The following is a 13,382-nucleotide window of genomic DNA, read 5'->3' as shown; positions in this document are numbered from 1 at the left end:
GACTCTAGCGCCAGCCCGCCTCGGGTGGGGGTGCCTGGGGGCTCAGTCGCACGCGTGCGTGTGCGTGTGCTCCGTGGCCTTGGGGCTCCAGCCTTCGTTCCCGTCCTTCTCGAAGAAGAACTTCGCGCGCGGGCGCTGGCGCGTCCCCACCTCGTTGAGCGTGGCCGCGTCGTACAGGCGCCCGTTCACCATGGTGTAGCGCACCGAGCGGCTGTGCTTCAGGTCCTGCAAGGGATTGCCATCCAGCACGATGAGGTCCGCCAGCTTGCCCTCTTCCAGCGAGCCAATCTCCCCGTCCAGGCCCAGGTAGCGCGCCCCGCTCAGCGTCGCCGAGCGCAGCGCCTGCAGCGGCTTCATGCCGCCATGGCCGAACATCCAGACCTCCCAGTGCGCAGCCAGGCCTTCACGCTGGCCGTGCGCACCCAGCTGCACGCTCACGCCCGCGTCACTCAGCTCACGCGCCACGGTGGCGGCGGCGAAGTGGTTGAACTCGTCGTCCGGCACGTGCATGGACGGCCGGCGGCTGCGCGAATCCACCACCCGGCGCGGGACGAAGGACAACAGGCGCTCGTCCTCCCACACGTTCGTCTTCTGGTACCAGTAGTTCTCACCCCAGACGCCGCCGTAGGCCACGCCCAGCGTCGGCGTGTAGCCGGTGCCGCTCTTGCCCCACAGCTGCTTCACGTCCGCGTAGATGCGCGCCACCGGAATCGCGTGCTCCACGCCGGTGTGCCCGTCCACCACCATCGTCAGGTTGTGCTGGAGCAGCGAGCCGCCCTCCGGCACCACCAGCATGTCCAGCTCGCGCGCCGCCTGGAGCACCTTCTGCCGTTGGTCCCGGCGCGGCTGGTTGTAGCTCTTCACACTGAAGGCCCCCATGGCCTTCATCCGCCGCAGGTGCGAGCGCGCGTCGTCCACCGTCTCAATGGGCGCGCGGTAGCCCGCGCCGGACGCGCCGTAGAGGATGGTGCCCGTGGAGAAGATGCGCGGCGCCACCACGCCGCCCGCCCGGGCCAGCTCACTGGCCGCGAAGACCTCTTCCGAGGAGTTGGACGGGTCGTGCAGCGTCGTCACACCGAAGGCCAGGGACGACGCATGCACCCAGCTCTGCTCGGGCATCAGTCCGTCCATGCCCATGGCCCCGTGCCAGTGCACGTCGATGAGGCCGGGCATCAACGTCTTGCCCTTCACATCCACCACCTTCGCCCCGGACGGCACCTGCACCTTGCCCACCGGACCCACGGCGATGATGCGGTTGTTTCGCACCACCACCACGCCCTGCTCGATGACCTCGTCACCCTTCATGGTGATGACGCGGCCCCCCACCAGGGCCAGCGTGCCCTCCGGCGCGTCCGCCTTCACCGGGAAGGAGAGGTCCACGCCCTTCTCCGGCGCCTCCGGCAGCTTCTCCGGCGCACCGTCGATGAAGGCGAAGCTCTCCTTCAGCGCACGGGTGAAGAGCTCGGGCCCCAACGCCCAGTGCAGGCGCTGGCTGTCGCCGGACCAGTGCAGGTACTCGCCCGCGTCCCGGCTCACCTTCGCCAGCGGCAGCGCCTTCGCGCCGGGCCCCACCGAGGCCGACTTCGCACCCAGCGCGAAGGGGACGACGAAGGCGTTGAAGTTCTCCCGGAACGCCACCCACCGCTCGTCCGGGGAGACGCGCAGCTCGGTGGCCTCGGCGCTCGTCAGGTGCGTGCGCTCCTCGCTCCCGCTCAGCCCGATGCTCTTCAGGGAGCGGACGTCCTCCTTCTCCTTGTGCTCCACGTGCAGGAAATAGACGCGGTCCGAGCGCGCGCCGAAGTGCGGCTGCTCACCGTCACGCGCCAGGCGCTTCGGCGTGCCGCCGCCCGCGGGCATGGCGAACAGGCCCGTGTTCCGGCTCCACAGCCCGGGCATCAGGTAGCCGTCCCCGGACGCGCGGTACACCAGCGTCTTGCCATCCGGGCTGAACGCGGGCTCCACGTAGTAGCCCGGCTGCTGCGTCAGCACCTTGCCCTCGCCGCCGGTGGCGGACACCACGCGGATGGTGCCCAGCTTCTCGTCGTCCCACGTCGTGTAGACGATGGAGCGCCCGTCCCGGGAGAACGACGGGTAGAACTCCAGGTGGTCGTCCTGCTTCGTCAGGCGCCGGGGCGTACCCGCGGGCAACTCCTTCACGTACAGCTTGCCCAGCGCCTGGTACACCACGCGATCCCCCTTGGGGGACACCTGCACCCAGCGCAGCATCTTCGTGGAGAAGCGCTCGGGGGCCACCGCCTGCGGGCTGCGCACGGCCTCGAAAATCGTGCGCGTGCCCCGTACGCGGAAGGCAATGGGCGTCACCTTCTTCGTGGCCACGTCGATGCGGTGCAGCTTGCCGCCCGCCCAGAAGACAATCGCCTTGTTGTCCGGCGTCCACGCCATGCCCGGATACACGCCGTGGATGGCCCACGTCTCCTGCATGTCCCGGTCGAGCCCGTCGTACAGCGAGCGCTCCGCGCCGGACGCCACGTCGGTGACGTAGAGCACGCTCTTGGCGCGCACCCGGCGGACGAACGCCAGCTGCTTGCCGTCACGCGACGGCGTGGGGCGGATGGCACCGCCCGGCCCCGTGATGAAGGGCTCGATTTCCTTCGTCTCCAGGTCCAGCCGCTGGATGGCGTAAATCTGGCCGTTGGGGTCCTTGTTGTATTCGAAGCTCTTCCCCGGCGAGACGTCCTGGCTGAAGTAGACGTGGCGTCCGTCGGGGGAGAAGGCGGGCTCGCCCAAATCCTTCTGGTCGTTGGTGCGCTCGGTGAGCTGCACGCCTTCGCCACCGGCGCGGTGGTACATCCACACCTCGCCCGCGCCCAGCGAGCGCCGCGCGGTGAAGTGCTTGCGCGCCACGATGAACTGCCCGTCCGGGCTCCACGCGGGGCTGTTGAGCAGGCGGAACTTCTCCTCCGTCACCGCCCGCGCATTCGAGCCGTCCCGGTCCACCACCCAGATGTTGTCTCCGCCGCCCCGGTCACTGGTGAAGACGATGCGCTTGCCGTCCGGGCTGAAGCGCGGCTGCATGTCCCACGCGACGCCGGACGTCAGCGCCTTCGCTTCGCCGCCGCCCATGGGCAGCACGTAGATGTCCCCCAGCAGGTCGAAGACGATTTCGTCTCCGCGCGGGCTGACGTCCACGTTCATCCACGTGCCCTCGGTGACGTCGATGTTCACCTGGCGGGCGGGGAAGCCCGGCGCGTCCACCTTCCAGGTGTCTCCCCCTTCCTTCTCCGCCTTCTGCGCGGCCTCACCGGACGGCGGACGCGGGGCGTCTACCTCGGCGGCGCGGGCCGCGTCGCGCGCGGCGTCCTTCGTGTCGGGTGCCGGCCGTGGCGGGTCCTGCCGGACCGCGGGAGGCTTCGCCGGAGCCTGCTGCGCGGCCATGGGCGCGGCGGGCATCAGCAGGACGGCGAGGAGGGAGGAGGTCAGTCGTTTCACCAGAAGTCCTCATCAGGAAGAAACCGTGTGTCGGGTGCCGGAGACTATCCGGCCCCGAGGGGCTGTTGGATGCCGGCCGAGAACAGGCGAACAGGCGAGCCTCTTCCGGGCCGTGTAAGCTCACGCCCGTCGAGCAGCACTGATTCCGAGGGGGGAGTCTCCATGCAGACGCGTCAGAAGCTCGCCGTGCTCGTCATCCACGGCATTGAAGTGGATGACCCGGGTCTCTACGACACCGCCGTGCGCCTGCTGCGCCAGCACTTCGCGCAGCACGCGGGGGCCGGGCCGGACACATTCGCCGTCGAGACGGTGAACTGGGCCTCCGTGCTGGAAGGTGCGGAGAAGGACCTGCTCGCCCGCTACGCCTCGGCCGACGCGGACGCTTACTGGAAATCCCTCTATGACAGCGTGCGCACGGTGAACCAGGGTCACGAGTCCGCGCTCGTGCCGATGATGCTCCGCTTGATGCGGCCGTCCCTGCGCGGCATGGACCTGCGCTACCCCGGCCTGCGGTGGATGCTGGTGCACTTCGTGGGCGACATCATCGCCTACCAGACGAACCCCGCCGACCCGGACGTCTACACGGGCATCCACCGCAAGGTCGCCGAGGCCCTGGGCCGCCTGCGCCAGCAGGCCGGAGACACCGCTCCGCTCTGCGTCATCGCGCACAGCCTGGGCAGCGTCATCGCCAGCAACTACTTCTATGACTTGCAGGCCCAGCGACTGGCCGGGCGGGACATCATCGAGGAGACGGTGCGCGCGGCCCAGGGCAGCTCGCCCCTGGAGCGTGGCGAGACGCTCAGCCACTTCTACACGCTGGGCAGTCCCATGGCCCTGTGGAGCCTGCGCTATCCCCACGCGGAGCTCGACCAGCCCGTGCAGGTCCCCGCGCCGGAGCTGGCGGGCCACCATCCGGGGCTTGGCGGACGGTGGCTCAACTTCCACGACGAGGACGACGTCTTCGCCTGGCCGCTCCAGCCCCTCAGCGCCGCCTATCACGCCGCGGTGGAGGACCGCGCCGTGCGCGTGGCGGGCCCGCTCTTCTCGTGGACACCCCTGGTCCACCCCTTCTACTGGTCGGATGACGCGGTGATGCGGGACATCGGCACGTCGCTTGCCGGTGCGTGGAAGCAGCTCTCCAGCGCCGCGGCCGTGGCCGCCTAGCGGGCGTTCCGGCCCCCGTCAAAACACAGGGCGCCATGCGGCCCTGAATCTGGTATCGCGCCCCTCATGTCGGACGACTTCACGCTTCCTGAAGACAAGGCCGAGCGGATGGAGCGCTGCGCGATCTTCTACACCGACGTCGTGCCCCACAATCACGCGCTGGGGCTGCGGCTGGTGGACGTCGTCGCCGCCGAGGCCACCGTCGAGCTGCCCTACGCGGAGAACCTCGTCGGAAACCCGGAAACCGGCGTCATCGCCGGCGGCGCGGTGACGACGCTCATCGACGCCACCTGCGGCACCGCCGTGTTCCTCAAGCTGGGCCGCTTCGCCCCGCTCGTCACGCTGGACCTGCGCATCGACTACCTGCGCCCCGCGCGGCCCGGCATCGTTCTCACCTGTGTGGCCGAGTGCTACCGGCTCACCCGCCAGGTGGCCTTCGTCCGCGCGCTCGTCCACCAGGGCGACCCGGGCCACCCCGTGGCTTCCGCCCAGGGCACCTTCATGCGGACAGAGGAATGACGACCATGTCCGAGTCCACGACGCCTCCCCTCGCCGAGTTGGTGCGCCAGGTGCGCAAGACGCGCGAGTACAAGCGCCTCACCGACGCCATCCCCTACACGCGTTTCATGAGCATCGGCGTGGAGAATCTCGCCGGCGAAATGCTCTGCCGCATGGCCTTCAACCCGAGGAACATCGGCAACAGCCTGATTCCCGCCCTGCACGGCGGCACGCTCGGCGCGCTGCTGGAATCCGCCGCCGTCTTCGAGCTGCTGCTGCAGACGAACACCGAGCGCGTGCCGAAGGTCATCTCGCTCACGGTGGACTTCCTTCGCTCGGGCAAACCGCAGGACACCTTCGCCAAGGCGTTCATCACCCGCCAGGGCCGGCGCGTGGCCAACGTCCGGGTGGATGCGTGGCAGGACGACCGCACGCGGCCCATCGCCAGCGCGCACGCGTTGTTCCTGCTGTCGGAGCAGTAAACGTGTGGAGCCGCTGACAACGTTCGACCGCGCCTTCCTGGCCGCCATGGTGGGCGACCATGACGCGGACATCGCCAAGGTGATGGCGGGTCAGCAGCAGTTCTCCGGCGACGCCGGGCTGCAAGCGCTGCTCGGGGACACGCTGCCCACGCTGCGCGAACACCGGCAGCAGGCGTACCGGCTGCTGAGACAGGAAACGCCCCGCCAGGCACGCAGGGCTCCCGGCGGACGCTGACGTCAGCGCGCGGTGACGTCCAGGACTCGGGACTTCATCTCCCCGGCGTGACTCCACGTAATCAGGTCCGTGATGCCCTCCTCCATCCCCCTCAGACGCACCACGCCCTGACGCGGCACGGTGAGTTCGACGAGGCTCGGTTCACCCACCGCGATGCGCTGGAGTCCAGGAACAGCCAGTTCGTGCACGTCGCCGACGCGCAGGACAATCGGCGATGCGCCCATGCGCCCGGGCCTCTCGGCTCGCGGCGTGGCGGCGTCGGACTGGAACAGAAAAGACGGCTTCCACAGGAGCACGCCCAGGACCACCAGGGAACCCGCTCCCGCCAGGGCCAGGATGCCCCGGCGGCCCCATTCCGGCGAAGGCAGGGAGAGCACCGCCATCAGCGCCTCCATGCTGGGGAAGCGGTCCTCGGGCGCGTTCGCGAGCCCCCGCGCCAGCGCGGTGCGGAGACGCCTCGGCACGCTCGACGTTCGCGGTGCGGCCGGGGCAGCGAGGTGGCCGGGGCGCTCACCGTGGAGCGCTTCGTGGAGCGCGACGCAGAAGCTGTACTGGTCGCTGCGGGCGTCCACGGCCCTTCCCGCGCGCTGCTCGGGAGACATGTACGCCGGCGTTCCCGCCGCCTGCCCCCACTCCGTGAGCATGGAGGCCTTCGATGCACCCTCGCTCACACCGACCGGCGCCTCGGGAGACGCCCCCGTGCCGCGCCTCGCGAGCCCGAAGTCCGTGACGCGTACCCGGCCGTCGCGCCCCACCAGCACGTTGGACGGCTTGAAGTCGCGGTGCACCATCCCCGCGCGATGGGCGGCGGCCAGCCCCGCTCCCGCTGCCAGGAAGACATCCAACACGTCCCGCCATGGACGCTCGCGTTCCCGAAGCCAGTCCGCGAGCGTCGTGCCGTCCACCCACTCCATGGCCAGGAAGTCGTGCCCCTCCGCCGCCCCCAACTCGAAGAGCGGCAGCACGTTGGGATGTGAGAGCCGCGCCATGGCCTGGGCCTCGCGAAGCAGCCGCTCACGACCCTGGTCCTGCGCGCCCGCGGGCAGCGGCCTCAACAGCTTGAGCGCCACCCGCCGCCCCAGCCGCAGGTCATCCGCCGCGTACACCACGCCCATCCCTCCCATGCCCAACACGCCCTGCAGCAGATAGGCCCCCAGCCGCGTCCCTGGCGGCAGGACCGGCTCCTCCCGCGCGTCCGGCAACGTCGCCGCGCCCGTGTCCCACCGCGTGGACGCCTCCGCCTCACGCTCAACGGCGACCGTGCCCGGCAGGGAGGAACTGGCCGCCACCACCGCCACCAACGCCCGGCAGTCCGCGCAACCGTCGAGGTGCGCTTCCACCACCGCCACCTTCCCCACGGGAGCCGAGCCACTGACGAAGGCCGCGAGCAGGTTCTCATCCGGACATGCGGACATCGGAGGACGGTGCAACGGGTTCATGGCGCACCTCGAATCATCGCAGCCCGGGTCCGCGCCGAACAGCCCACCCGAGTGTTCCCACCCTCGAAGTCAGCTCCGCTGCCGCGCCGACCCGACCTCCCACCTCGTGTCAGCCCCTCCCTGTAGACAGGTCGTCGTGGAGGGAACGTTCCTTCCACGCGACGGCCGCGAAGACAGGGGGACGGGCGGATGTACACGTTGGCGGAGATGCGCGCTTTCAGGCTGCGTGACGCGGCGGAGTTGCTGGCACAGCGGGGGTTCGACAACGTCCGGGCCGCGGAACTGGCCCGGGCCACGCGGCTCTCGGTGGGCTCGCTGTATCGTTACTACGGCAGCAAGCAGGGCATCGCGAGGGCGATACGGACCCTCACCGAGCGCGAGCTGTCCTACACGGGTTTCGTCGCCTACCAGATGGCGGATGGCGACCCGCTGCGGCAGGGTTTTCGCGACGTCTTCATCGCCTTCTGGCGCGAGTTCGCGACCTGGGCGCTGTTGCAGCCCCACCTCGTGGGCTTCACCTTCCTTCACAACCATCCGGACACGGACCCACCGGGCGAGCATGACGGACGGACGCGCGCGCAGGTGCTGGAGGTCCTCGAGCATGGCGAGCGCGAGAAGGTGTTTCCCAAGGGCCGCACCTGGCTCCATGAGTGCATGGTGTGGGGCGTGCTGTCGGAGCTCGTGCGCCGCGCGGGCCGGGGCGAGGTGGTGAGTGAAGAAGACGTCGAGACTGCCGCGGAGGTCCTCTGGAAGGCGCTCTCTCTAGATGAGCCCTCCAAGCCTCGAGGTGGTGGCAATCCGCCTTCGGGAGGTGACCACGCGCATCCAGGGCTCACGGCGGACACGTCAGCTCGGACAAGTGGGGCGGTGGCCCCCACCGCATCCGCTGAACCACCTCCAGCTGCGACGCGCCTTCGTGCGGCGGCAGGTGATGCACCGCTCTCGCATGCACCTTGTCCCCGACCGCTTCCGACGGCGCGAAGCCCTGGTCCAGCGGCGCCCACGCCCCTCATCCCTGCGCGGAGGAGCGCGGATTCCATTCATGTCACATGGCGGCACCATGGCCACCAATGCCCTGCATCAATCAGTGACGACGATGCGGTAGCTGCTGCGCTTGTTCTCGGGCCCCGCCCACACGAGCAGCGCTGTCTCACCGGCTTGCTTACCGGTGATGCGCAGCACCCCTTTGCCGAGCGCCTTGATGTCCGCAATCTCCGGTTCGTCAATCGCGATGCGGACCATTCCTGGAATTTGAAGCTCGCGATGGCTGCCCTTCTTCACGACCACCGTTTCCTCGGTGGTGGCCGAGGCCCCAGAAGACGGGGCCGGCTTCGACTCCTCCGCCAGCGCAGGCGCTCCCACCAACGCCAGCGCAACCAGGGCAAGGCCAATTGGGTGATGCATGGTGTGTGTCCTCCAAGAGGGGGGTGTTCCACCTTCACCCGGATGACACCGGCCATGCCGGAGCGTTGCACGCGGCCGCGAAAAAAGTCCGCGGACCCTCAGGAAGCCCCAGGCAGGCTCAGCAGGGACGGCAGGCTCAGGTCCAGCTCTCCCTGTACCACCCGCATCAGGCTGTGCAGTTCGCCGGAGGTGAGCCGGAGCCGCTCCGCCAGCCGCTGACGTGTGCCCTCCAGCGCCGCTTCCCGGGCGCGGGCCACCCAGCGCGACACGGTGGACTTGTGCGTCTGGTACATGGTGCCGATGCGCTCCAGGCTCAGCCCCTCCACCACGTGCAAGCGCAGCACGGTGCGCTCCCGCGTGGGCAGGGCATTCAGTGCCTCGGAGAGCGCCGCCTGGAAATGCTCGCGGTGGTTCTTGCGCAGGTAGTCCAGCTCGACATCCGCCATGCCCGCCTGGGTTGGCAGCGGGAGCGCCTCCGCCTCCTCTTCGGCGTGGGCCCTCCGGCGCTCCGAGCGCTGGAGGTTGAGGGCGGTGCGCACCGCTGCTGCCCGCAACCAGGCCGCGAGCGGACCACTGCCCTGGTATTCCGCCATGCGCGCGGGCCGGTCACCTTCCGGGACGAACAGCCGCTCGCGCAGGTGTTGAACCACCTCGGAGGGGTCCACCCCCGTGTCCCGCATCCGAGCCAAGGACGCCGCCGCCTTGGGAAGAACGTGGCGCTCCAGCGCGACATGCGCCGCGGCGCTCCCCCGCACACAGGCACATGCCAGATAGAGGTCCGCGGCATGCACGGTGGCCAGCACCCGTGAGGGCTCCTCGTCCCGTGGCAGGCACGAAGCAAGGTGGCGCAGGAAGTCTTCCTCCGCCAGCGTCACGCCCGGCCAGGCCTGCCGCGCCGCCGCGCAAAGCGCGACCAGCGTGTCCTCCAGCCCGGGCAGGGCCTCGTAGCCCTCACGTGCCCCGGGGCCGAGCTGCTGGAGGAAGACGAGCGAGCGGCTCTGCTGCGTTCGCATGCGCACCTCGGCACCGCGCGTGCCTGGAGCGGCACGGCTCACCCGCCTAGTTACCCCGTTCCCTCCCCCCGTTTCCACCCGGCCTTCACGACAGCTCGGCGAGCCACTGCGCCAGGAAGTCGCCAAAGGCCATTACCTTGGGCGGCGTGGGGCGCGCGGGCGGCCACACTAGGCCACAAGGCACCCCGCTCCACCATGACTGGAGGCCTTCCTTCAGACGCCGCAGTGGTCGCGGCGGGTGGAGATGACGCCCCGCTTCGCCCGGGAGCTGCGCGCGCTGGAAGGGCTTCCCTGGGCCTGTTGGGAGCGCGCAGCCCGGAGGTGCTCCTGGCCCAGCCCTGCCGTGCGCTCGCGCGGACGCTGAGCCACGCCCGCCTGGGCATCCTGCCCGGACAGGGCCACGTGGCCCACGTCACCGCGCCTGAATTGCTGGCGCGCGAGGTCTCCGCGTTCCTCCGCGAATAGCCCGCGCGCCTGGGTCCTACATGGACACGGACTTGCTCGGGTCGAGCTGCTTCTTCTCGGGCTCGCGCGTCCGGGCCTGCGTGTCCGCCTTCTTCGAGGCGTCCTGGCTCTTGCGCGGGGCCTCGACCTCCGCCTTCACCGGTGCCTCGCAGTGGTCACCCTTCCGATTCGGGTGGCAGTGCCGGATGCCATACACATGGTGACACCCACAGGGGTCCACCCGTTTCTTCGCGCACGCGGAGGGATTGAACACCGGGGCTGCCACCTCCACCGACGTCTGTGCCTGCTCCCTCTCCACGGGTCCCGTCTGCAACGCCACCGCCAGGAAAATCCCACCAAGGAAACCCATCGCCCACCCCCTACCTGGATGCTGCGGAATGGATGGGAATGGAATCCGGACGTGACAAGTCCCGGGGCGATCGGAGCCTCGCCGTCCGCTCTCGGGCTGACTTTCGCCCGGCCGGGCACGTCCCGGCCGCGGCCGCGCGCGGCTCCGAATTCGCTCGCCTTCCCACCTGTGCCCCCAGCATCCTCTGCTCCTGTTTTCGGGTTTCGGCTCCTGGCGTCAGCTTCCCTGGACGCTCCCGTCGCTGCCGCGTGTTCATCCCATCTGGGGGATTCGGGTCATGAGTTGGAAGCAGCGGCTGGAGAAGGTCTCAGAGGGCCATTACGTCCTGGCGAAGACCAAGAGCATGAAGGTCGATGCGGACCTGTTCCTGTCCGACAAGTTGCTGTGGGGGGAGGGCCCCGAGCAACCTGGACTGGAGGACTCTGTCTTTGACCAGGTGGTGAATGCGTCATCCTTCCCCGGGGTCACCCGCGTGGCTGTCACACCCGACTGTCACCTGGGCTACGGCGTACCCATTGGCACGGTGGTGGAAACGGACGGCATCCTCCTGCCCACCGCCGCCGGCTACGACATCGGCTGCGGCATGGTGCAGTTGCAGACGACGCTCACCGCCGAGGACGTCGCCGACGCCACGAAGCGCCGCCGCTGGATTGAAGAGGTGACGAAGCGCATCGCCGTGGGCGTGGGCGCCAGCCGCGTGCAGAAGCAGCGCAGGGTGACGGACCGCACCTTCGCGGACGTGGTGCGCCACGGCGCCAAGGCCCTGGGCCGGGGTTCATCCGTCACCGAGCGAGCGCGACTACATCCCCGTCGAGGACGACCGGGTGGACATCCCCGAGCGCGCCTTCGGCAAGCGTGAGCAGTTGGGCAGCCTGGGCGGCGGCAACCACTTCACCGAGATGCAGGTGGACCAGGACGGCCGCGTGTGGGTGATGCTGCACACCGGTAGCCGCGGCTTCGGGTGGAACATCGCCAAGCACTTCTTCGTGGAGGGCGCCGCGCAGCTGGGCCTCAAGAGCCGCAGCGAGGACCATGTCTGGCTGGACGCGGAGAGCCCGCTGGGCCGCGACTACTGGAACCTCCACAACATGGCGGCCAACTTCGCGGTGGCCAACCGGCTCATCATCGGTGAGGCGGTGTGCGCGGCGCTGGAGGACGTCTTCGGCGGCACGGCCAGCGTGTATTACGAAATCTCCCACAACCTCATCCAGAAGGAGGCGGGGAAGTTCGTCGCCCGAAAGGGCGCCACGCGCGCGTTCCCCGGAGGACACCCCGCGCTGAAGGGCACGCCCTGGGAGAACACGGGCCACCCCATCCTCATCCCGGGCTCCATGGAGACGGGCAGCGCCATCCTCTTCGCCGAGCCGGGCGCACAGAAGTCCATCTATTCGGTGAACCACGGCTCCGGCCGCCGCATGTCGCGCGGCGAGGCGAGGCGCGTGCTGAAGCAGGACGCCACCGACAAGCGCATGGCCGAGGCGGGCATCCTCCTCAATACCCGCCAGACGCCGCTGGACGAGTCCGGCCCTTGCTACAAGAACCTGGACGACGTCCTGGAGACGGTGGAGATGGCGGGGCTGGCCCGGGTGGCCTACCGGCTCAAGCCGGTGGCCTGCATCAAGGGCGCGGACTGAGGCGGCCCGGGCGGCGCACGGCCGCCTGCCCGCCGCCAATCCCTGGGAGGCGGGCGGCCCCGGGTCATTTCCGGCTCGGCGCGTAGGGCTCGTGGGGCCGTCCGGGGGACGCTACAGTGGGCGCCCCTGGAGTCTTTCGCCCATGAGCTCGCCGTCCCCTGCTGCCCGCATGCCCCCGGCTGCTTCCCGTGAAGCGGAGCTGGCTCGCGCCGAGAGCGAGCTGTCCACGCTGGAGGCCCGGCTCCATGAACAACTCGCCCAGACCACGGCGGAGGCGTCCACGCTGGCCACCCGGCTGGAGCAGACGCGGCAGGCGCTGACGCGGGCCCACCAGGCCCCCGGCGCCGACCCCATGCTGGGGGAACAGGCCTCCCGGTTGCAGCTTGCCGCTGCGCCCGCGCTGGACGTGGAGGCGCCGCGCGCCCGGGCGCTCCAGGCCCGGCAGGCGGCGCTCCAGGCCCGGCGGCAGGCGGGTTCGGAGATGCAGTCGCTGCTGCGGGCGCACCAGGAGCAGGCGGCGCAGGTGGCCCGCGCGGTGACCGAGGCGGAAGCGGTGCTCAAGCGTCAGGCCGAGGCGGCCAAGGCCCGCCAGGAAGCCGCGTCGCGGGCACAGCACGAAGCGGCCAAGGCCCGCCAGGCCGAGCTGGCGCGGGCGGCCGCCGCGGCGAGGGCCCAGGGGCACCCGCCCCTTCCAGCAGCCGCGGCACGGCCCGCCGCGGCGCCGGAGAACGACGCGCGGCGCAACGGACGGGTGCGGATGCACACGTCCATCGACATGCGCAGCGACTCCAACTTCTTCACGGGTTTCTCACTGGACATCAGCGAGGGCGGCGTCTTCATCGCCACCGTGGACGCGGTGCCGCGCGGCACGCAGGTGGAGCTGGACTTCACGCTGCCGGGCGGCCGGCCCATGAAGGTGGCGGGCGTGGTGCGCTGGGTGCGCGAGGCCAATTCCCGCACGCCGGAGCTGATGCCAGGCGTGGGTGTGCAATTCACCGGGCTGCCGGCGGAAGTGGCCAGCGCCATCTCCTCGTTCGTCACCACGCGCGACCCGATGTTCTTCCCGGACTGAGCTCGAGACAGACGCCTTCGTGACACGCGGGCGCGATGTTTCACGTCATCCGTCGGGTAGTCGACCTCGCGGCCACTCCCGCGCGCTGACAGGCGGGATTATCCTCCGCAGAAGACAGACACTCCGACGACGAACTCATGGCGCAAGCCAATGCAGCGGCGCCGCGGAAGGAGATGA

At 69.9% G+C, this 13,382-nt stretch carries 13 protein-coding genes and 1 pseudogene; 9 read left to right on the top strand and 5 right to left on the bottom strand.

Features of this window, described 5'->3' with window-relative positions; translation table 11 throughout:
* Positions 1-42: 42 nt before the first annotated feature.
* Positions 43-3,450 (bottom strand): amidohydrolase family protein, encoded by a 3,408-nt coding sequence (locus tag OZ403_RS00250; RefSeq protein ID WP_140796863.1) that lies wholly within the window; start codon positions 3,448-3,450, stop codon positions 43-45.
* A gap of 162 nt (positions 3,451-3,612) precedes the next feature.
* On the opposite strand from OZ403_RS00250, the gene OZ403_RS00245 reads away from it, so the two are divergent.
* From OZ403_RS00245 to OZ403_RS00230, 4 genes are all read left to right on the top strand, one after another.
* On the top strand, positions 3,613-4,614 hold the full coding sequence (locus OZ403_RS00245; protein ID WP_268783205.1) for a hypothetical protein: 1,002 nt from the start codon (positions 3,613-3,615) through the stop codon (positions 4,612-4,614).
* A gap of 66 nt (positions 4,615-4,680) precedes the next feature.
* On the top strand, positions 4,681-5,133 hold the full coding sequence (locus OZ403_RS00240) for a PaaI family thioesterase (RefSeq protein ID WP_140786551.1): 453 nt from the start codon (positions 4,681-4,683) through the stop codon (positions 5,131-5,133).
* On the top strand, positions 5,130-5,594 hold the full coding sequence (locus tag OZ403_RS00235) for a PaaI family thioesterase (protein WP_328285497.1): 465 nt from the start codon (positions 5,130-5,132) through the stop codon (positions 5,592-5,594). Before OZ403_RS00240 ends, OZ403_RS00235 begins: the two co-directional genes overlap by 4 nt.
* Positions 5,595-5,598: 4 nt before the next feature.
* Complete coding sequence (locus OZ403_RS00230; RefSeq protein WP_237077895.1) at positions 5,599-5,829, top strand: DUF4142 domain-containing protein; 231 nt, start codon at positions 5,599-5,601, stop codon at positions 5,827-5,829.
* A 2-nt stretch (positions 5,830-5,831) separates the two neighbouring features.
* On the opposite strand, the gene OZ403_RS00225 is transcribed toward OZ403_RS00230, so the two are convergent.
* Positions 5,832-7,268, bottom strand: coding sequence for a protein kinase domain-containing protein (locus OZ403_RS00225; RefSeq protein ID WP_268783202.1), 1,437 nt, complete (start codon positions 7,266-7,268; stop codon positions 5,832-5,834).
* A gap of 189 nt (positions 7,269-7,457) precedes the next feature.
* On the opposite strand from OZ403_RS00225, the pseudogene OZ403_RS00220 reads away from it, so the two are divergent.
* A pseudogene (locus tag OZ403_RS00220) lies at positions 7,458-7,568 on the top strand (hypothetical protein); the annotation flags it as partial.
* A 780-nt stretch (positions 7,569-8,348) separates the two neighbouring features.
* Here the strand turns inward: OZ403_RS00220 and OZ403_RS00215 are convergent.
* Both OZ403_RS00215 and OZ403_RS00210 read right to left on the bottom strand, forming a co-directional pair.
* Positions 8,349-8,672: a pilus assembly protein N-terminal domain-containing protein gene (locus OZ403_RS00215; RefSeq protein ID WP_140786548.1), complete on the bottom strand. Its 324-nt coding sequence runs from the start codon at positions 8,670-8,672 to the stop codon at positions 8,349-8,351.
* 98 nt (positions 8,673-8,770) lie between these two features.
* Positions 8,771-9,685: a sigma-70 family RNA polymerase sigma factor gene (locus OZ403_RS00210; RefSeq protein WP_268783201.1), complete on the bottom strand. Its 915-nt coding sequence runs from the start codon at positions 9,683-9,685 to the stop codon at positions 8,771-8,773.
* A 195-nt stretch (positions 9,686-9,880) separates the two neighbouring features.
* Here OZ403_RS00210 and OZ403_RS00205 point away from each other — a divergent pair, with 195 nt between their 5' ends.
* On the top strand, positions 9,881-10,150 hold the full coding sequence (locus OZ403_RS00205) for an alpha/beta fold hydrolase (RefSeq protein ID WP_140852761.1): 270 nt from the start codon (positions 9,881-9,883) through the stop codon (positions 10,148-10,150).
* Between the two features lie 16 nt (positions 10,151-10,166).
* Here the strand turns inward: OZ403_RS00205 and OZ403_RS00200 are convergent, their stop codons facing one another.
* Positions 10,167-10,499 (bottom strand): hypothetical protein, encoded by a 333-nt coding sequence (locus OZ403_RS00200; RefSeq protein ID WP_140852760.1) that lies wholly within the window; start codon positions 10,497-10,499, stop codon positions 10,167-10,169.
* 277 nt (positions 10,500-10,776) lie between these two features.
* On the opposite strand from OZ403_RS00200, the gene OZ403_RS00195 reads away from it, so the two are divergent.
* From OZ403_RS00195 to OZ403_RS00185, 3 genes are all read left to right on the top strand, one after another.
* The gene (locus OZ403_RS00195) at positions 10,777-11,358 is read left to right on the top strand and encodes an RtcB family protein (protein WP_268783200.1); all 582 of its coding nucleotides are present in this window, start codon (positions 10,777-10,779) and stop codon (positions 11,356-11,358) included.
* Entirely contained in the window at positions 11,324-12,133 is an 810-nt protein-coding gene (locus OZ403_RS00190; RefSeq protein ID WP_268783199.1) for an RtcB family protein, read from the top strand. Before OZ403_RS00195 ends, OZ403_RS00190 begins: the two co-directional genes overlap by 35 nt.
* 142 nt (positions 12,134-12,275) lie before the next feature.
* The gene (locus OZ403_RS00185) at positions 12,276-13,205 is read left to right on the top strand and encodes a TIGR02266 family protein (protein WP_268783198.1); all 930 of its coding nucleotides are present in this window, start codon (positions 12,276-12,278) and stop codon (positions 13,203-13,205) included.
* The last annotated feature ends 177 nt before the right edge of the window (positions 13,206-13,382 follow it).

The sequence above is a fragment of the Myxococcus sp. NMCA1 genome (genome assembly GCF_026810205.1).
GTDB classification, from domain to species: Bacteria; Myxococcota; Myxococcia; order Myxococcales; family Myxococcaceae; genus Myxococcus; species Myxococcus xanthus_A.
The sequence above is the reverse complement of the archived record's forward strand: the minus strand, read 5'-3'. Positions and strand labels throughout refer to the sequence as shown.

Excerpts from the sequence above, each read along its gene's own strand:
- OZ403_RS00235 (WP_328285497.1), top strand. The coding sequence starts at position 5,130 with ATGACGACCATGTCCGAGTCCACGACGCCTCCCCTCGCCGAGTTGGTG.
- OZ403_RS00185 (WP_268783198.1), top strand. The coding sequence starts at position 12,276 with ATGAGCTCGCCGTCCCCTGCTGCCCGCATGCCCCCGGCTGCTTCCCGT.
- OZ403_RS00215 (WP_140786548.1), bottom strand. The coding sequence starts at position 8,672 with ATGCATCACCCAATTGGCCTTGCCCTGGTTGCGCTGGCGTTGGTGGGA.
- OZ403_RS00245 (WP_268783205.1), top strand. The coding sequence starts at position 3,613 with ATGCAGACGCGTCAGAAGCTCGCCGTGCTCGTCATCCACGGCATTGAA.
- OZ403_RS00195 (WP_268783200.1), top strand. The coding sequence starts at position 10,777 with ATGAGTTGGAAGCAGCGGCTGGAGAAGGTCTCAGAGGGCCATTACGTC.
- OZ403_RS00225 (WP_268783202.1), bottom strand. The coding sequence starts at position 7,268 with ATGAACCCGTTGCACCGTCCTCCGATGTCCGCATGTCCGGATGAGAAC.
- OZ403_RS00240 (WP_140786551.1), top strand. The coding sequence starts at position 4,681 with ATGTCGGACGACTTCACGCTTCCTGAAGACAAGGCCGAGCGGATGGAG.
- OZ403_RS00200 (WP_140852760.1), bottom strand. The coding sequence starts at position 10,499 with ATGGGTTTCCTTGGTGGGATTTTCCTGGCGGTGGCGTTGCAGACGGGA.
- OZ403_RS00205 (WP_140852761.1), top strand. The coding sequence starts at position 9,881 with ATGACTGGAGGCCTTCCTTCAGACGCCGCAGTGGTCGCGGCGGGTGGA.
- OZ403_RS00210 (WP_268783201.1), bottom strand. The coding sequence starts at position 9,685 with ATGCGAACGCAGCAGAGCCGCTCGCTCGTCTTCCTCCAGCAGCTCGGC.